Origin of the sequence: Pseudoalteromonas sp. JC3, assembly GCF_030291895.1 — a bacterium.
GTDB lineage: Bacteria > Pseudomonadota > Gammaproteobacteria > Enterobacterales > Alteromonadaceae > Pseudoalteromonas.
The window spans coordinates 233,063-252,027 of sequence record NZ_CP127856.1; the positions used below are offsets into that span (position 1 = coordinate 233,063).

Annotated in this window: 17 protein-coding genes; 11 read left to right on the plus strand and 6 right to left on the minus strand. The window is 42.8% G+C overall.

Features of this window, described 5'->3' with window-relative positions:
- Positions 1 to 6 precede the first annotated feature (6 nt).
- A complete protein-coding gene (locus QSH61_RS19830; protein ID WP_286124237.1) occupies positions 7 to 1,038 on the plus strand; it encodes a S66 family peptidase in 1,032 nt (343 codons plus the stop codon).
- Positions 1,035 to 1,472 (plus strand): GNAT family N-acetyltransferase, encoded by a 438-nt coding sequence (locus QSH61_RS19835; protein WP_206471920.1) that lies wholly within the window; start codon positions 1,035 to 1,037, stop codon positions 1,470 to 1,472. Before QSH61_RS19830 ends, QSH61_RS19835 begins: the two co-directional genes overlap by 4 nt.
- A 16-nt stretch (positions 1,473 to 1,488) precedes the next feature.
- On the opposite strand, the gene QSH61_RS19840 is transcribed toward QSH61_RS19835, so the two are convergent.
- The gene (locus QSH61_RS19840; RefSeq protein ID WP_206471921.1) at positions 1,489 to 2,430 is read right to left on the minus strand and encodes a bile acid:sodium symporter family protein; all 942 of its coding nucleotides are present in this window, start codon (positions 2,428 to 2,430) and stop codon (positions 1,489 to 1,491) included.
- Complete coding sequence (locus tag QSH61_RS19845) at positions 2,427 to 3,278, minus strand: EamA family transporter (RefSeq protein ID WP_206471922.1); 852 nt, start codon at positions 3,276 to 3,278, stop codon at positions 2,427 to 2,429. Before QSH61_RS19845 ends, QSH61_RS19840 begins: the two co-directional genes overlap by 4 nt.
- 411 nt (positions 3,279 to 3,689) lie before the next feature.
- Here QSH61_RS19845 and QSH61_RS19850 point away from each other — a divergent pair, with 411 nt between their 5' ends.
- Positions 3,690 to 4,058, plus strand: coding sequence for a hypothetical protein (locus tag QSH61_RS19850; RefSeq protein ID WP_102057963.1), 369 nt, complete (start codon positions 3,690 to 3,692; stop codon positions 4,056 to 4,058).
- A gap of 37 nt (positions 4,059 to 4,095) precedes the next feature.
- A complete protein-coding gene (locus QSH61_RS19855) occupies positions 4,096 to 4,467 on the plus strand; it encodes a hypothetical protein (protein ID WP_174169317.1) in 372 nt (123 codons plus the stop codon).
- Between the two features lie 51 nt (positions 4,468 to 4,518).
- Here the strand turns inward: QSH61_RS19855 and QSH61_RS19860 are convergent, their stop codons facing one another.
- The 3 genes from QSH61_RS19860 to QSH61_RS19870 form a co-directional block, all read right to left on the minus strand.
- Positions 4,519 to 5,490: a carbohydrate kinase family protein gene (locus QSH61_RS19860; RefSeq protein WP_206471923.1), complete on the minus strand. Its 972-nt coding sequence runs from the start codon at positions 5,488 to 5,490 to the stop codon at positions 4,519 to 4,521.
- Between the two features lie 15 nt (positions 5,491 to 5,505).
- On the minus strand, positions 5,506 to 7,896 hold the full coding sequence (locus QSH61_RS19865; protein ID WP_206472058.1) for a TonB-dependent receptor domain-containing protein: 2,391 nt from the start codon (positions 7,894 to 7,896) through the stop codon (positions 5,506 to 5,508).
- 183 nt (positions 7,897 to 8,079) lie between these two features.
- Entirely contained in the window at positions 8,080 to 9,306 is a 1,227-nt protein-coding gene (locus QSH61_RS19870) for an MFS transporter (RefSeq protein ID WP_206471924.1), read from the minus strand.
- Positions 9,307 to 9,492: 186 nt separating this feature from the next.
- Here QSH61_RS19870 and gtfA point away from each other — a divergent pair, with 186 nt between their 5' ends.
- The 5 genes from gtfA (at position 9,493) to QSH61_RS19895 (ending at position 15,336) form a co-directional block, all read left to right on the plus strand.
- Positions 9,493 to 10,962, plus strand: coding sequence for a sucrose phosphorylase (gene gtfA, locus QSH61_RS19875; RefSeq protein ID WP_206471925.1), 1,470 nt, complete (start codon positions 9,493 to 9,495; stop codon positions 10,960 to 10,962).
- 182 nt (positions 10,963 to 11,144) lie between these two features.
- On the plus strand, positions 11,145 to 11,906 hold the full coding sequence (locus tag QSH61_RS19880; protein WP_233525281.1) for a metalloregulator ArsR/SmtB family transcription factor: 762 nt from the start codon (positions 11,145 to 11,147) through the stop codon (positions 11,904 to 11,906).
- Positions 11,907 to 11,927: 21 nt separating this feature from the next.
- Entirely contained in the window at positions 11,928 to 12,938 is a 1,011-nt protein-coding gene (locus tag QSH61_RS19885) for an ArsJ-associated glyceraldehyde-3-phosphate dehydrogenase (RefSeq protein ID WP_069019406.1), read from the plus strand.
- A gap of 6 nt (positions 12,939 to 12,944) precedes the next feature.
- Entirely contained in the window at positions 12,945 to 14,144 is a 1,200-nt protein-coding gene (gene arsJ, locus QSH61_RS19890; RefSeq protein WP_206471926.1) for an organoarsenical effux MFS transporter ArsJ, read from the plus strand.
- 94 nt (positions 14,145 to 14,238) lie between these two features.
- Positions 14,239 to 15,336: a hypothetical protein gene (locus QSH61_RS19895; protein ID WP_206471927.1), complete on the plus strand. Its 1,098-nt coding sequence runs from the start codon at positions 14,239 to 14,241 to the stop codon at positions 15,334 to 15,336.
- A 36-nt stretch (positions 15,337 to 15,372) separates the two neighbouring features.
- On the opposite strand, the gene QSH61_RS19900 is transcribed toward QSH61_RS19895, so the two are convergent.
- On the minus strand, positions 15,373 to 16,404 hold the full coding sequence (locus QSH61_RS19900) for a LacI family DNA-binding transcriptional regulator (protein WP_010605303.1): 1,032 nt from the start codon (positions 16,402 to 16,404) through the stop codon (positions 15,373 to 15,375).
- A gap of 170 nt (positions 16,405 to 16,574) precedes the next feature.
- On the opposite strand from QSH61_RS19900, the gene QSH61_RS19905 reads away from it, so the two are divergent.
- Together QSH61_RS19905 and feoB are read left to right on the plus strand one after the other, a co-directional pair.
- Positions 16,575 to 16,802: a FeoA family protein gene (locus QSH61_RS19905; RefSeq protein WP_010605304.1), complete on the plus strand. Its 228-nt coding sequence runs from the start codon at positions 16,575 to 16,577 to the stop codon at positions 16,800 to 16,802.
- An 18-nt stretch (positions 16,803 to 16,820) separates the two neighbouring features.
- A complete protein-coding gene (gene feoB / locus QSH61_RS19910; protein WP_174169312.1) occupies positions 16,821 to 18,905 on the plus strand; it encodes a ferrous iron transport protein B in 2,085 nt (694 codons plus the stop codon).
- Positions 18,906 to 18,965: the final 60 nt, after the last annotated feature.

The window sequence follows — 18,965 nt, forward strand, 5'->3', positions numbered from 1 at the left end:
GAAATCATGATGAAGTATCCCAATCCGTTGAAAGCGGGCAGTAAAATTGCGATCACGGCATTCTCAGCGGGCGTACCTGCTGCTATGCACGCGAGACTAGACAACGCTTTGGATTATCTAACGCAACAAGGTTTTGAACTCGTGGTTGGTGAATGCCTGCGCGATAACCACAACTACGTTAGCGCGGATGTCAAAACCCGTGCTAATGAGCTTATGGGATACTTACTCGATGACACAATAGACGCGATTATGCCGCCATGGGGCGGTGCAATCGCAATGGATTTACTGACATTACTTAATTGGGAAAAGTTGGCCCATGCTCCGCCAAAATGGCTCATCGGTTTCTCTGATGTCAGCACTTTGCTGAGCGCAGTGACTTGCAAACTAGGCTGGGCAAGTGTGCATGCAACTAACCTTATGCAATTAAATGTGCATCAACAAGACCCTTTAACGGTTGGACTTTTTGACTATTTGAGGCGTGCGCCTAAGGACTCTTTCACGCAATTTCCCTCGACACATTTTGAAGCTGAGCCACTCAATTTTGTTGACTTTCCCGATGCTGGATTTAACTTATCCGCGAGCACTCAATGGCGTATTTTGGCCAATGGCAATCACCGGCAGCAGTTTGCTGGTCGATTATTAGGCGGCTGTTTGGATATTCACATGTTATTGGCTGGTACGGAATATTTTGATCTGGACGCTTTTTCACAGGCGCACCCTGATGAGTCGATTATCTTATATTTTGAAAATGGTGAAATGCCGCCAGCAGCATACTATCGTGCGCTGCAAAGTATTAATTTACGAGGTTGGTTTTCGAAAGTCGCTGGAGTTTTGATTGGTCGAAATCCAGAGCCACTAGCAAAAGATAGCGACTGGACGCACCTAGATGCATTGCAAAAAGTCTTTACTGGTTGCGATTTCCCCGTGCTATACGATGTGGATATAGGCCATCAAGCGCCGAATTTAACGCTGATTAACGGCGCATATGCCGAAGTGACTGTTGGCGATACCTTTTCAATTACACAGACATTAAAATGAAGTTAGAATTTAAAACTGGCTCGGTAGATGACTTACTGACAATAGAAAACCAAATTCCTGAGTTTGTTACGCCAAGAAAGCGTGAAGAAGTAGAATACAAACTGCGAGATAAACAGCATTTGTTACTGGTGGCGTACGCTCAAGGCAAGCCTGTAGGGTATAAGCTAGGTCACGAACTGCCAAACAACGAGTTTTATAGCTGGTTAGGCGCGGTCATCCCCGAATATCGCGGCAAAGGTATTGCCAAGCAGCTGTTGGTGATGCAAGAAACTTGGTGCAAAGCGCAAGGCTATGGTGCCATTAGAGTAAAGTCGAGAAACCTATTCAAAAACATGCTATTGATGTTAATAAGCCGCGATTACCAGATTGTAAATTGTGAACAAATCAACGGCTCATCGGATTGCAAAATTCACTTTTATAAGCAATTACAATAAAGCCTAACCTTTGATATTAGGCTTTATTGTTACCAGATGAGCTAGTGGCGCTTCGTCTCCATATTCCTGCTAATATTGAGCCGCTGACATTATGCCAGATAGAAAATAGGGTACCTGCTACGGCCGCTGTAGGAGTAAAGAACTTCATGGCAAGCGCAACAGCAAGCCCCGAGTTTTGCATGCCCACCTCAAAGGCCATGGTGCGACATACCTTCTCGTCAAAACCGAGCCGTTTCGGAATGAAATAGCCCAAAAGTAGCCCTGTAGTATTGTGCAGGATCACGGCAACCAGCATAACGAGCCCGATGCTTTCAAGTTTTGGTTGATTAAGAGCAACGATCACTGCAATGATAAAAACGATTGAAAGCATTGAAAGTAACGGCAGTATCGGAGTTGTTTTGATAATAGAGTGCGCTAGTGGTTTGGCAAACAAGGTATTGAAAGCAACGCCCACAGCCACAGGAAATAGCACAATTTTTAGCAGGCTCGTCAACATATCAGAAAACTGAATATCAACCATCTGGCCAATCATCAATGTGGTAATTAGTGGCGTTAAGAACACGCCGAGTAAAGTACTAATCGCGGTCATAGAAATCGATAACGCGACATCTCCTTTGGCGAGATAACACAAAACGTTACTAGCCGTGCCGCCAGCAACCGTGCCCACTAAAATCATACCAATTAATAAGTCAGTTTCTACGCTCATTGTGGTTGCAATCAAGTAGGCAACACTCGGCATTACGGTAAATTGAAGCAGTACACTAACGCAAATGGCTTTTTTGTTGTCAAGCACGCGTAAAAAGTCTTTTGTAGTGAGGGTTAAACCCATTGTGAGCATGATCAACATTAATAACGGAATAATACTGCCTTTAAACGCGCTAAATAGAGTTGGAAAAAGATAGGCAACTATTGAGCAAATAACGGCCCAGATTGGAAAGAGCTGTACTATTCTACTCATTTTTCGCCTTTAGTTCCGAGTTTGCTGTACAGAAGGGCTGCAAAAATAATAGCACTACCAATACCAAGGCGAACGAGGTCAGCCTCTCGGTTCCAAATCAGCAAATTGACAATGATCCCAGCTGGGATCAGCACATTGTTCATTACCGCGAGTTCACCCACCGAGACGCGGGTCAGTCCTAAGTTCCAGACGTAATATCCTACGCCTGAAGCAATCAAGCCTAAATAAATCAGTATTCCCCATTGTAGATTCGTACTTGGGAGTTGTTGGGGATTGCCGAATAACATAAATCCAATGGCGAGCACGAGGGACGCACCAATAAAGAAAAAGCCGAAGCTTTGGTGGTGTACCAGCTGGTTATGGTTACTTAAGCGTTTGTAACTTACTTGGCCTATCGCAAAGCAAAGGTTTGCGCCTTGCACTAGTAGCAAGCCAAAAAGGTAATCGCTAGTAAGCTCTGTAAATCTAATGGTGATTGCACCAATGATAGCTATGAGTGCAGACAGCAAAAAGGTGGCATTGAACGAGCGGTTTAGTAAATCATTGAGTGCAGTAATATAGATGGGTGTCATCACAGTGAATAGCAACACTTCAGGTACGCTTAGGTATAAAAAAGAATGATAGTAAAAGCCATACATCAGACCAATCTGCACTGCACCGATTGCCATCAGCTTGATTATCAACTCTTTATTCACTGAGTTCAATTTCAAAAATGGAATAAACACAATTGCAGCAAGCAAGGTTCTAGATAAAGCGCTAAACCAAGCATCGACTTGGCCTGCCAAATAGACACCAATTAAAGAAAACGAGAACGCCCAAAGTAAAGTAACAATCCAAAGTAATGGCATGGTTAATTAGTTGTAATTTTTAATCCCGCAATTGTATCACGAGTGTCGTAGAAAATTGACTGTTCGAAAAAAGCGATGATAACAATCTTTATAATGTGATTTTAATTTATGGTTATTCGCATAGAATGGCCTGTGTATTCACACTTACATCCCTTCATTGTTTTACCCATGATGTGTTTGGCCGCCGCTGCGGCCTTTTTTTATTTAGTCTATTATTTCGATAATCTCTACAGCTGACTCTCAGCGTTTAAATCCCTTGCCATCAAGTCGAATGAACATGGCCTTCTGAACTTATTGTGAATTTTATGTTTTTATTGGGTTAAAATAATTGAATTTTTTATTTTTATTGTGTAGTTTATTTTTTAACCAAGGTTTCTTGGTTGTTAACATAATAAATATAAGGAGAGCAAGATGAAACAAAAAATAACTAAGATACTTGCAGCTATTGCACTAGTTGGTACCTGCAGCGTTGGCGCAACAGAGTTGAATTGCGACCTACAAGTGAAAAGAGGTGGCAACGTCATCGGTAACGGACAAACCTGCTTTGGTATGGACTTCTCATTTGGCAACTCAACTACAGGTAAATTTTACTTAACGAATATCAGCAAGCCGATTAACAAAGTGATTTGGAATGGTGATGCAAACTGCTCCGGAGGTGTTGAATGTGCACTTACTGTTTATGCGTATCAAACACATACAGCAACGGCGACTATCTTATACAAAGATGGCACATACGAAGAAACGAATGTATCACGTATCTCGTATGAAACTGGTCACTAAAAATTACTTAACTTATTCTTAATCAAAGGAAATAATAATGAAATCAACATTAATTGCTTCAGTATTGGTTGTACTAGGTGGCCTGTCTTTTAGTTCGCAAGCGGCAGATTTAAAATGCTCTTTGAACGTGAAATCAGGCGGTAATGTGTGGGGTAACAATACTAGCTATTGTTCTGGAATTGATTTTTCTTTCGGTAATTCAACTTCAGGTAAGTTCTATATCGCAAATGCCACTAAAGCGATTAGTAAAGTAATTTGGAATGGTGATGCGAACTGCAGCGGTGGTACGACGTGTAACATGACCATTCGTGCTTATCGTCAGTACAATGCGACTGCAACTATTCTTTATACTGATGGTACATACGAGACGACAAACTCTGCTCATATTGATTATGAAACCGGGTTCTAAGTTTCGACTTTTATAATAAAACAGCGGGAAAGCCTTTTCCCGCTTTAGGTATTAACCTAACAAAGCCTCAGGGTTGAAGGAAGAAAACCGTTCAGACACATCTATAAGCGTTGGCATAAAGGGCATGACACCTTTGTGTTCACAAGTAAACGCACCACATTTCACAGCAAAGCTAAGTGCCTTTTTTACGGTTGGGAAGTTTTGCACTAGTGTATCTTTTGAGATCCCATGTTGGCTGAGTTGAAATAGAAACCCTGCCATTAAGCTATCCCCAGCGCCGGTTGTATCAACCGCATCAATAGTAGGAGAGGCGACGGAATAAAAGTCTTTAGCTGTTAATACACTGCAAGGATTTGGCCCATCGCTTGAGATCACCGCTTGTACGCCGATACTAAATAACCAATCTAAATAGCTAGCCTCTCTCATGTTCTTTTCTTCAGCAAGATATCTCAGCTCATCTTTACTCATTTTTAATATGTCGACATAGGGGTAGCAAGCCTCTATACGTTCGGATAAGCAAGATAAGTCCTGCCATAGATTCAAGCGCAGGTTAACATCAAATGAAATTAATTGATTATGAGCCGCAGCAGACTTTAATAACGCCATGGTGGTACTTGTAACTTCTGCATCGGTAAGCGTGTTTGAGCAAAAATGAAATATCCCGTGATCTGGCCATTGCAAATGCTCAAAGTCTTTTGGGCGGATTGCGATATCAGCGGTATTGTCGCGGTAAAACGAAAAGCTTCGTTCTCCTTGAGCGTCTAGGTGGACGATGGCCAAGGCGGTTTGCGCTCCACTTATGGATACACAATATTCTGTTCCAACAGCATATAACGCCAAGGTTGATTTTAATTGCAGCGAAAAGGGATCTTCAGCAAAACCTCCCACAAACCGAGCACTGCCACCAAGTTTAGCAAAGCCTACCGCCACATTCGCTGGAGCACCGCCAGCAATAGGGTTAAGGCTACCGTCGCCGGTAGGTAACAAATCGATAAGCATCTCGCCAAAACATGTTAATTGCATAACTACTACCCCCAATTAGAAACGGTATTTTAAAGTGACAGACGTAGTTCTGCCGTTAATACTGCGAGCGCGAATAATATTGTTAGTTGGAATTACGCCTTCCTCGGCTTCTGTTAATCCTGTGGTATCAAAGAGATTGTTTACGTTTAACGCGATATTGAAGCGTTCAGTCAGATCATAACTTGCAAACGCGTTGACCTGAGTGTAACCGTCAAATTTTAACTCGTTGTTGTCTTGTGCGTACGCGTCAGTGGTGCCGATTAGGCTTAAACCGATAGCACCTTGATCGAAGTTATATTTACCCAATAAGGAATAAACAAAGTCAGCTTGCCGTCTTGGCGCGTTACCCTCGACTTCGGGAGTGAGTGCATCTTTTGCGATTTCAGCATCGGTCCAAGTTAAGCTACCTCGTAAGTCGAAGGAGCCAATAAAATAGACACCTTCAAGTTCAATACCTTGTGCTTCGTATTGCCTGTCAAAGAACTTTTGGCTGGTTGCCTCAAAGTTTTGCTCTTCTGTTTCGGCGTAAAATAAAGTTGCAAATAGACGACCTTGTTCAAACTTTTGTTTGATACCAAATTCATATTGTGTCACTTCATCCACAGCGTCTTCATCAGCAACACTGCCATCAATATTCACTTTACCGAACAATAGTCTGTCTGCATTTGCACGACCGCCCTCACTAAATCTGCCGAATATGGCGCTGCTTGAGGTCATTTGGTAGTTTGCGCCGACAGAGTAACTTGTGTAGCTCCAGTCGTAATTAACCACATTGGGGTTAGCGAGATCGATGGCTGCAACTTGCTCCTCTGGCTTTGATATAGTGCCATCACGGTTGATATCTACACGAGATGTTACAGCACCTGCAAATGTACCTGTCGCTTTACCTGAATCATGACGCACACTCGCATCAACTGAAATATCGCCGAGCTTTGTTGAAAAGGCGATATATGGGGCACGAGTATCGTATTCAGTGTCGTAGTTGCGCTGGCAGCAATTTCCCCAATAGGGCGTACCGTAGGCATATAATCCGTTTTCAGAATATGCAGTGCCATCCGCAGCGGCCACGTTGACAAGCGCTGCGTTATCTCCTTTAACCTCGAGCAAGTATGAATTCCATAACCAAGACATATTGATATTTTGCGATGACATGAAGTAGCCGAAGGTGAGTGACGTGTCAGTACCAAATGACTTGGTGAGCTTTAGGTCATTCATGATGTTGTCGAAATCATTCATTTCCACTTCGAAGGTATGAACGCGCATTAGTAGTGCTTGATTGAACGCTTGATCCGCTTTTGGTCCATTGGCAAAGGTGAGTGTCGCACCGGTATCGGCTATGCTCTCGGCAATTGCTTGGCTATTGGCGATCTCTGCAGGGAAAGGCGACATAAATGTGCCTGAGATACTCGACTTTCTGGACCTGTTTTCGATTTGCCAATCATTACCTAGTTTGAAATTTGCTTCAAAGCCGATACTATCAACAACAGGGTGCATTCCGTCTCGCATATCCCCTTGACGAATTTGATTGTTACCACCTAAGCCTTGCGTGGCGGTGAAATAAACAGAGTGAGGTGTATCTGACAGTACATCAAAGCTGCTGATGGAGTCGCCATTAGAATACATTGGCATAGGAAGGTAGCCTGCTGTTTTATCATCAAGGTGTTTTACATATAAACGAACGTAGCCACTTTCAAATTCCTTGGTGATATTGGCTTTGAGTTGGCCGCCTTTATTTGCGGTATAGCCGGTGTCACGTGGGCCTTCACCTTGACGCACAAAGCCACCAATATGAAATTTTATGTCGTCACTTAAATAACTCCCATACTCAAAATCAGTTCTAAACTCGTCATAATCTAAACCAAACGTGGTGACAACACTGCCTGACTCATTTTCACCCGTTTTTGAAATCAAGTTGATAATGCCTCCGGGAGCGTCGCTGGCGGCAGTCGAAGCCGAGCCACCACGAATAGACTCGATTGACTCCACGGTATTATCAAGGCGCATAAAAATATCGGCGTTACCAAAAGCAATGTCACCAAACTGCAAAATAGGCAAGCCATCTTCTTGTAACTGCAAAAATTTAGCGCCACCGGATGCGACAGGAAGACCACGTACAGCGATATTTGCATTACCTTCACCACCGGTTGATTCAGACCTTACACCAGGAATTAGTTTGAATGCTTCAGCGGTAGTTCTGGGGGTTGCAACAGAGATTTGTTCCAGTCCTATGCTGCTAACAGAAACACTCGATGCCATAATGGTTGTTCGCTTTGGTACACCCGTTACGACTATTTTCTCGAAGCCATCGGCAGGCGTAGTGTGTGCTTTTTCTTCAGCGGCCGCCGAGTGAGAGATTGCAAGCGTGAGTGCGCTGAGTGTAAATAGGGTGGTTTTGATTGTTGTCATCATTTGCCTCTTGTTATCGTTGTCAAACTCGTGCGGTCTATTAAAAATAAGCTTAATCGATTAAGCTTATTTTTAGCACAATTTAATTTGGTTGCAATTAAAAATTAATCAATAATTCAAACAAAATTTTAATGCTTTGGTTTTTATGAATTTTAACCCGCGAAAAATTTGTGGTTGGAGGGGTTACACTCGCTGCAACTTAGCGTTTTTGCTCAATAGTAAGCGGGCAGGGTCCTTTAACCAGTTGTACAGCATGGCCGCAAAGAGTAAAAATGCAAACCCAGTCGCAAGTACAAAGCCATAGCTAACATGGCCAAAGTAATCGCTCACCATGCCCATCAGAAGTGGTGCTAGCGCAGCAGAAAGCGCGGTGAAGAACAACATCACACCAGCAACAGAGCCATGCTGAGTTTTGTCAAAACAGGAGATCCCTTTTGAGTTTAATGTTGGGTAAATCATAGACATAAATAAACCACTTAGCGGGAGCGTATAGATAGCGGCATTAACACCATAAAGATAAGTCAAAAAATAGCATACAAATATAGCAAAGCTCAGCGCTAGCATTACGCTTTGCCAACGGTACTTAGCGAGTAACCATACAGCCATAAAGCGACCTACTGCACGTAAAATAAAAAAGATGGTGAGGGCATAAGTTGCAAGCCAAGTTAAATCACCTTGGTAATCCTGTAATAAAGTGGGCATCCAGACATAAATTGCGACTTCAGTTGCAACGTAGAGTGCTATGGCGAGGGAAAAGCCAAGTGCATATTTGTTCTTGAGCATCGCTGCTGTGTGTGAGAGGCCCGCATTGTTTTGTGCATGAGCGGTATTAAACTTGGGAAACTCAGTGCTTAAAGTCACGATACTGAGTATTAAGCACAGCCCACCAGCAAGCACATAAAGATAGGTCCAACTCACCCCCTGTATCAATAGATAACTGACAATTGCAGGGCCAATTATCGCGCCGATGGCAAAGAAGCCTTCGACTTTATTCATGGTTTGAGTATGTTCTTGTGCGCCGTCAGAAATGTCGCCTAGAAGAGCGAGGGCCCCTGTTTTAAATAGGCCAATGGCTAATCCAATCACACATAAAAGCATTAAAAACATGGTGAAAGTTTCACCCAGTGCGAACAAGAAACATGCGGATGAAAATAGCATGAGGCCAATTAACACCGTGAGCTTACGACCTATTTTATCTGCCAAAAATCCTAAACATAAGCCGCTAAAGGCAATTAAAATCATTGGCGCATAGTGAAAGGCGCTGGCTTGGGTCATGCTAAGTTGATATTCGCTGATCAGTGTTGGAATGATCACGCCAATGGCGTCTGATGTCATCGCAAACATCAAAAACATCATATAAGTTAACCAGCGCAATGTGTTGAGCTGAGTGTGATTCGACTTGCTGCTCATTGTTCACCTCTTGAAGGGCTTTGTTATGTAGCTGGTCTACTTCTTTACATAAGACTGAGTGTAATACTAATCTGCATTAAGCGAATTATTTTTAGTAGAACGCTACGATAAAACTTGATTATTGTTTGTTCATGATTAAAGATATAACTTAATCGATTAAGTCTCAACTTTTTTAATGAGTAAATTATGAAAAACCAAGTTCAGTTGATCACGTATGCTGACCGCCTGTCTGGCGGCGGCCTTGCACAATTAAATACGTTACTAACGGGCCCGTTAGCTGGACTATTTGGTGGTGTCCACATTTTGCCTTTTTACTATCCAATTGATGGTAGTGACGCAGGTTTCGACCCGATTGACCATGCCAAAGTCGACGGACGATTGGGCGATTGGCAACATATTAAGTTGATTGCCGAGCACTATGAGGTAATGGCAGATCTTATCGTTAACCATGTGTCAGGAGAGTCAGCAGAATTTGCAGATGTGTTGGCTCATGGCCAAGAGTCACAGTTTTGGTCGATGTTTTTAAAAGAAGAAGATGTCTTTCCTGATGGCATTACGCAAGCACAAGCGCAAGCAATTTATCGTCCGAGGCCGGGAAGTTGCTTTTCTAAAAAGGCGTTAGCGAGTGGCGAAGTTGTGGATTTTTGGACCACTTTTACTGATAACCAAATTGATATTAATGTTGAGTCAGAAGCGGGGCGCGCTTATTTAGAAAAAGTCTTAACATTGTTTGCAGACAGTGGAGTGAAAATTATTCGACTAGATGCCGCAGGATATGCAATCAAACGCGCAAATACCAGCTGTTTTATGACCGATGAGGCCTTTGCTTTTATCAATCAATTATCTAAGCGCGCCAATGAGCTTGGCATGGAAACCATTGCCGAAATCCACAGTTATTACAAAACTCAAGTAGAGGTTGCCAGCAAAGTCGACCGTGTTTATGACTTTGCGCTCCCTCCGCTTATTTTACACAGTTTATTCAATAAAGATTTCTCGGCTTTAGCCAAGTGGTTGGACATTGCGCCGCGTAATTGTCTAACCGTGCTGGATACTCATGACGGAATTGGCATTATTGACGCAGGGCCTGAAGGGGATAAACCAGGGTTACTCGATGCTAATCAAATTGATGCTTTGGTTGAGCAGATCCATAGCAACAGTAATGGTCAAAGCCGCAAGGCAACCGGCGCTGCAGCGAGCAATGTCGACTTGTATCAAGTCAATTGCAGTTATTATGAAGCCTTAGGGAAGCATGATTTTTATTATTTAGTAGCAAGAGCAGTTCAGTTCTTTTGCCCTGGAGTACCACAAGTTTATTACGGTGGTCTATTGGCGATGGAAAATGACATGGCGCTCCTTGAAAAAAGTAATGTTGGGCGCGATATCAACCGCCCTTATTTGGATGTAGTGATGGTGGAAGCTGCACTCGATAAACCTGTCGTGAAGGGTCTGCAAACTCTAATTAAACTGCGTAATACTTGCTGCGCATTTGATGGCAATTTTGCAGTAACATGCCAAGGCTCAAATCTGGTTATAACTTGGGAGGGCAATAATGCAAAAGCGGAGTTGCGAGTTGATCTCGCAAAAGATGAAGCCATGATTAAAACTTCTGAAAACGCAACAGAGCAGAGCTATAACATTCAATCGCTGCTTTTCTAACCATAGCGAGGAGCCAAAGTTACGCGTAGAAAGTTGGCTTTAAGTTCCTCAACATCGATTATCCTTGGTAGCGGCTCGCAATCTTAGTTGAGCTGCTATGTATAGATAAATATCAACAAAGCGTAATTGACATAGCGGATTATCTATATAACAATAAAGTTATATAATTAATTTGTTATGTAATGATGAAGATACTTTTTCTTTGTTCTGGAAACTCAACGCGGTCAATTTTAGCGCAGGCGCTAACTAACTTTCATGGCGGTTCGGATGTTCATGCCTATAGTGCAGGCACTAAGCCGAGCACCGTGAATGCGACTACGCTTTCAATGCTACGCCGTTTAGGGATTAATACGGACAATCTGTACAGTAAACACCTCAATGAGTATAAGGACGAACACTTTGATGTGGTGGTAACCTTATGCTCTGAAGTGCAATCTGAATGCGAAGGTAAACTGCAAGGAGAACATGTCCTTGCGTGGGATATTGCGAGTCCAGCTGAGCGAAATCGCAATAATGCTTATGAGCAAACCTTGTTCGACATCAATGAACAAGTTATTTCCCTACTACGCGAAGGTAAGCCACAACATACGCTACTTACACCCTTGCAATTTTATAAATCCTTAGCGGATGAGATCCGCTTAAAAACGCTTGCCATGTTGATGGTGGAAGGTGAGCTATGTGTTTGCGAGCTAATGGCTGCGCTTGAACAAGATAGCCAACCCAAGGTGTCACGGCATTTGGCGCAGCTAAAGAAGGCTGGAATTCTATGTGATCGCAAGCAAAAACAATGGGTATTTTATTCTATAAACCCAACGCTACCGCTATGGATGAAGGCGGTGATAAACGCCACGGTTATGCATCAACCAGATTATATAAAAGCTGAGTTAGTGAGGCTAAATGCGATGGGCGAACGGCCAACACGCATGGCAACTTGCTGTAACTAATAATTAGATTTTGGAGTTCTTATGACAATTAAAGTAGGGATCAATGGTTTTGGTCGAATGGGGCGTTTGGCGCTTCGCGCTAGCTTTGACTGGCCTGAAATCGAGTTTGTACAAATTAACGATCCTGCGGGCAATGCAGAAACTCTAGCACACTTGCTAGAGTTTGATTCTGTCCATGGTAAATGGCATCACAGTGTGTCTTTTCAAGATGAACAGATCCAAATAGGTGAAACAGTGTTGTCGGTGACTCAAAACAAAGAGATTGCGCAAACCGACTGGTCTCAATGTGACGTCGTGATCGAAGCATCCGGCAAAATGAAAACCAAAGCTTTGCTGCAACAGTATTTAGATCAAGGCGTTAAGCGTGTTGTTGTTACGGCACCGGTAAAAGAAGAAGGAGTATTGAATATTGTGATGGGAGTGAATGACCATCTATATGACGATATGCCCCACCAAATCGTTACAGCCGCTTCTTGTACCACAAACTGCTTAGCGCCCGTGGTAAAAGTCCTGCAACAAAATATCGGCATAAAGCACGGTTCGATGACGACTATTCATGACATCACCAACACGCAAACCATTTTGGATGCGCCACATAAGGATTTACGCCGCGCGCGGGCCTGTGGCATGAGTTTAATTCCGACAACAACGGGTTCAGCGACTGCTATTACCCATATCTTTCCTGAATTAAAAGGTAAGCTAAATGGTCACGCCGTTCGTGTTCCATTGGCGAATGCTTCATTAACAGACTGCGTTTTCGAGGTTGAGCGGCCAACTACAGTGGAAGAGATTAACCACTGGATGGCGCAAGCTGCTGCTACTGAGCTTAACGGAATTTTAGGCTATGAATCAAGACCATTAGTTTCTATTGACTATAAAACGGATCCTCGCTCTAGTATCGTCGATGCGTTATCTACAATGGTAGTTAATGGTACTCAGGTTAAGTTGTACGTGTGGTATGACAACGAGTGGGGCTATGCAAATCGTACCGCGGAATTAGTACGTAAAGTCGGATTGTCGTTAGGCGAATAAAGCATTATGCAGCTGCGCAATATACCTCAAAATATCAAGCAATATCTCATTGTGACAGGCAACTATTGGGCGTTTACCTTAACGGATGGTGCGCTCAGAATGTTGGTGGTGCTTTACTTTCATCAATTGGGTTATAACCCGCTTGAAATTGCCATGCTATTTCTCTTTTATGAAATTTTTGGTGTTGTCACCAATTTAATTGGAGGATGGCTTGGCGCACGCATTGGCTTAAACCGCACCATGAATATTGGGTTAGGCATACAAATAGTGGCATTATTGATGTTGGTAGTACCAACGCACTGGCTCACCGTGCCTTATGTTATGGCAGCACAGGCGCTCTCAGGTATTGCCAAAGATCTCAATAAAATGAGTGCCAAAAGTGCGATAAAGGCCATCGTAAAATCGGGTGAAGAAGGGACCTTGTTTAAGTGGGTAGCAATACTTACCGGCTCTAAAAATGCGCTAAAAGGCGTCGGATTTTTTCTTGGCGGGTTGTTGCTTACCTTACTTGGCTTTACCGGCGCGATGTGGTTAATGGCAATCATGTTGCTATTAGTGTGGTTGTTTAGCCTTATCAGCTTAAAAAGCGATTTAGGCAAGGCTAAAAGCAAACCCAAATTTAGCGATGTATTTTCAAAAAGCCGAGCAATTAATATTCTGTCTGCCGCGCGATTGTTTTTATTTGCCGCACGGGATGTTTGGTTTGTGGTTGCGCTTCCAGTCTTTTTATCGCAGCAGTTCGGTTGGGATCATTGGTGGGTTGGTGGCTTTATGGCTACTTGGGTTATCGGTTATGGCATCGTGCAATCAACAACTCCAAGGTTTATTAGTCGTGATAAGTTTGCATCAACACCAAGTAAAGTCAGTGGATGGGCGTTGTATTTAGCGGCTATTCCGCTGTTGATTGCTATTTCACTTCAAACGCAGCTCTGGACAAGCTTAGTCGTAGTAGGTGGGCTTTTACTCTTTGGTATTGTGTTTGCTATCAATTCATCTCTTCATAGCTACCTTATTGTGAGTTTGGCCGATAGTGATGGAGTGTCACTCGATGTGGGCTTCTATTATATGGCGAACGCCATCGGGCGGTTACTCGGTACAGTATTGTCAGGGTGGATCTTTTTGGAGTATGGCTTAGCGGCTTGTTTAGTAATATCTTGCATATTCTTAATCACAGCAGGACTGATTTCAAACAAAATTGTTAGGTAAATGTGTTTGCTTGTGAATATTCTTGTTCCTTATATGGTTTCATGCTTTACTAATCTGGATTTATTCAGCTGACTATATATTAAGGAGAATATAAGTGAATAAATACCTGTTAGTGTCAAGTTCGGTGGTAGCGGCTGTACTAACCTTAACTAAGGTTGCTACAGCTGAAGCTTCAACCAGAAAAATGTATGATTTGGAACTATGTTATACATGCGATGCAAGTACTGCGGAAAGCTTTGCTAAAAAGTATCTGCCAGCACTGACGTGTCACGAAAATGAAGGAGTATTCGATAGGGATTACATTCAAGAATGTTACTCTGATACTAGAGAAGTCCTAATTATCAACGCAAACTCAAAACAGAAGTGGCTTTATAAGTTATGGCATGCTAATCAAGGAGGGGTTAGTGCGGAAATGGAGCTTAGTAGTCAAATTTTACCTGTACCAAATCATGCAAATGCATTAGCGGACGAGTTAATCAAGTCTTATGATGCTTGGGGCCGGGCAACAACGAAAGTTTCCCAAGAGTATAATTCATCAAGTATGCAATCTACACTGGGTATCAATACTAGCACTAGCCGCCAGCAAGCGTTATCTGAAAATAACTGTGAAAATGAAGCTATTACCCGAGCTGCAATACTCGCTTTCGACGAAAGGACAAGAACGACTCTACGAAGACGTGCGGAAAATGCATTAATTGAAGAGTATGGTAGCTTAAGGGCGGCATTTGAGACTACTCGTGTTACTCAGTTTGGTTACACGGTAGGTGTGGGAGGTGTTGGATTTACAGGTCAAGTAGAGTATGTACCGCGCACAAGAATGATAGATATAAAATTTTATGATGCAATTAATGGCAACCATAGAGTGGTATATAATTTAGAGTTTAGTAATGATATTCGCATGGATTTAAATAAAGACATGACGACATTCGCAGGAGTATCTGTGCGCTATTTACGAGAGAATCCTGCAAGCCTAAATCAAGTATCGAATTGTGTTCTTGAAACGCTTAATATGTATAGAAAAGCGAGTGTGAAAAGTAGTGATACTTCAGATGGTGCTATTGATTTACCGCCAGCTACTGGGCGATATCCAAGTCGCAATTCTGGTGGAGGTGTAGGTGGAGAGTTTTGTACATGGACATTCTATGATCCTTGGGGAGAGGTGCTTTTCGAAATGGAAGGCATGTGTCCGTAAGGAACTTCTCGTATTTGAGTATTTAGCTTGGGGCAATTAACAGCTTTGCCCCATTTTTAAGGTATAGCCAAGCATTACTTTATCATCGCTTTTATTTAAGAAGAGTTTGGCTGCTTCTCGGCCTTTTTCTTCACTATTTTGATGAATGGTAGTTAAGCTGGGACTAAAGCGTAGCGCTTCATCAACGCCATCAAAACCAACGACTTTAAGATCCTGCGGTATCTTTACACCAAGTTTTTTGGCTTCTCTTAACAGCGGTAGTGCAATTAAGTCACTCATACACAGCACGGTATTAGGCCTTGGTGAGAGGTTAAGTAGTTCTTTTGCGGCGATATTTGCAAACCTTTCGCTGCTTTCAGGAATATTCCACACTCTGTCTTCGCCAAGTGTTAACCCACGCTCTTCAATGGCTTTGAGATATCCGCTATAACGCTGATGCGCAATAGAGGTCTCTATATCTGTTAGGTTCTGCTCATATACGCGGCATAGCAAATCAGTGTCTAATAATCTCAAACCAAAAATAGCAACATCACTATTGTCGTTTAATGCTTTACTCGCTACATCAAAGGCGGCTTGTTGGTTGTCGATATTAATACTGGCATGTGCGGGCAAATCAAAGTCAACCGTCACAACCTGTTTGCTAACATTCGCAAGATGCTCAATTAACTTGGGATTACGCGGGCGGCCATAACAAATTAAGCCGTCGACGAAATCGACAATGTCTCCGACATTATCTGCGGTGCCTGAGAACAAGAGTAGGTTAATATGCTGAGCTTCTAAAACGCTTGCAACTCCTCGCATAAAGCTACTCGCAACGGGATCTGATACCATATATTCAACGCTATCGGGTAGTACCAGCGCGACAATGTTAAACGAGCCCTTACGCAGCGATTGGGCTGCCTTGTTAGGTCCAAAATAACCCAATTCTTTACAGGCTTTTAGGATTTCTTCTCGTTTGGATTTAGAGAGTTGATCTGGTCTGTTAAAAGCATTCGATACAGTTGCATTTGACACACCTAATTCCGCCGCAATGCTTTTGAGCGTCCATTTTTTTTTGTCGTTACTCATTGGCAGGACCCCTTAATACAGTCAGGCATATGGCAATGGTTTAGTTCATCTTAACTAGTAAACACCTTAAATAACAAGCAATAATAGATTATTGTCGCAATCTAGTTTAAAGAAAATAGTCAATGAGGTATGATGCGCCATACTTTTATTGCAAATTGTTCTCATAATCAATGACATTAGATAAACTTTCCAAAAATAGCGCAGCGACCATCACTTCTCTTACCCATCCAGATACTGCGTTACTGAGTCGAATAATGGCACTTGGAATTATTCCTGGTGAGCAAATAGAAGTCATTAACGTCGCCCCACTTGGATGCCCGATGCAAGTGAAAATTGGTGACACCTTTGTGAGTGTGCGTAAGGCCGACGCACAGTTCGTTGAAATTGAAGTTTTATAAGTTATTAAGGGCTCACGTATGAAAATTGCGTTAGTGGGGAACCCGAACTGCGGGAAAACCACATTATTTAACCGCCTGACCGGCTCTAAACAAAAAGTAGGGAATTGGCCAGGGGTAACTGTCGAGAAAAAATTCGGCTATTTTGCTTTAGAAAACACAAACGTAGAATTGGTAGATTTGCCCGGCTTATATAGCATGGAGCAAATTGAGCCAAGCCAAGATGAGCAAATCGCGTGTGACTTCCTAAAGCAAAATGAAGCTGACGTCATCATTAACATCGTGGATGCCGCAAACTTACAGCGAAATCTAGTATTAACTTCCCAGCTGAAAGAATTAGGCAAACCTATTCTCGTTGTTGCAAATATGGTTGATGTCGCAACACAGCGTGGAAGAACGTTAGATTTAAAAAGACTCTCTGAACAGTTAGGGTTACCTGTAGTGCCATTCCACGGTGCTAAAGGTACAGGGCAAGAAGCGTTGTTGGAACAACTCGCACAGATCACGCGTTTTCCAAAAGCACCTGTGACGGCAAACACCGAAAGTGCTAGCAGCGATCCCCTCGAAAAAGCGGTTGCTCGTCACCAAGCAGTGAAAAAATTGGCTGATGGCGTAAGTGTCATTACGCCAAAACGTGCAGATACGACAGAAACGCTTGATAAAATTGTGCTCAACCGCTGGCTTGGTGTACCTATTTTCTTAGCCATGATGTATTTAATGTTTACCATTGCGGTGAATGTTGGTGCTGTATTTATCGACTTTTTTGACATCGCCGTGGGCGCCTTACTCATCGATGGTGTAAAAATCTTGCTGGCTGATATTGGCGCACCTCAATGGCTAAGTGTGTTATTGGCTGATGGTTTTGGTGCGGGTATTCAATTAGTGGCGACCTTCATCCCTGTTATTGCGGTGCTGTATCTGTGCTTATCCATTTTGGAAGACAGTGGTTATCTTTCTCGGGCCGCGTTTGTTATTGACCGTTTGATGTCATCCATTGGTCTACCTGGCAATGCTTTTGTACCTTTGATTGTTGGATTCGGCTGTAATGTGCCTGCGGTTATGGCGTCAAGAACGATGGGCCGAGAGTCAGATAGGTTACTGACGATTATTATGGCGCCATTTATGTCCTGCGGCGCTCGTTTGACGGTATATGCGTTATTTGCAGCGGCTTTCTTTCCAACGAACGGAGCCAATGTCGTTTTTGGTCTGTATTTGCTTGGCATAGTGGTTGCGGTAGGTTCTGGCTTTTTATTTAGAAAGCAAGTATTCAAAACGCAAAAATTACCCTCGTTTACTGAGATGCCAGCGTATCATATGCCAATTTGGCGCAATATATTCATTACCACTTGGCAGCGTCTGAGCGGCTTTATCAAACGTGCTGGCAAAACAATTGTCATGGTGGTTATTTTACTCAGTGCATTAAACTCGATTGGTACCGACGGTTCGTTTGGCAATGAGAATACAGATAGGTCACTTTTGGCGAAGGCTGCACAAGTTGTCACGCCAATCTTTGAGCCAATTGGGTTAAAAGAGGAAAACTGGCCTGCTACGGTTGGTGTTGTGACTGGTATGTTTGCCAAAGAAGCCATCGTCGGTACTTTAGATGCGCTTTATACCGGTGCCGAAGAAGAAGGTGGAGAGTTTTCATTGTTGGCTTCGTTAAAAGAAGCGTTGATGACCATAGTAGACAATAGTAAAGATCTTATCGCAAACCTTGGTGATCCATTAGGACTTAACGAATTAGAATCAGGTGCTGAAAGTGGCACAGTGCTACTCACCGCAATGGCCGCGAAATTTAATGGTCAAATTGGTGCATTTAGTTATCTTGTCTTTATCTTACTCTATACTCCTTGTGTAGCGGTATTAGGTGCAATTAAGCGTGAATCTGGCGGTAAGTGGATGTGGCTTGTTATTGGCTGGACGACCTCAATTGCTTATATCATGGCGACTTTAGTTTACCAAGCTAGTCAGTTAAGTACCTCGCCGACGAGTGCTTCACTTTGGATTGTAGCGATGTTGTTGTTTGGATTTGCGTGGTGGAAAGGGTTATCCCGACTGGGCAATAAACTTAACCAACCGCCAACCTATCAAATAAACTTAGGTTAGTTATATTCAAAAGCTTGTTTAATTACGGCGCTTAGAGCGCCGTTTTTTATTATTTTTTGG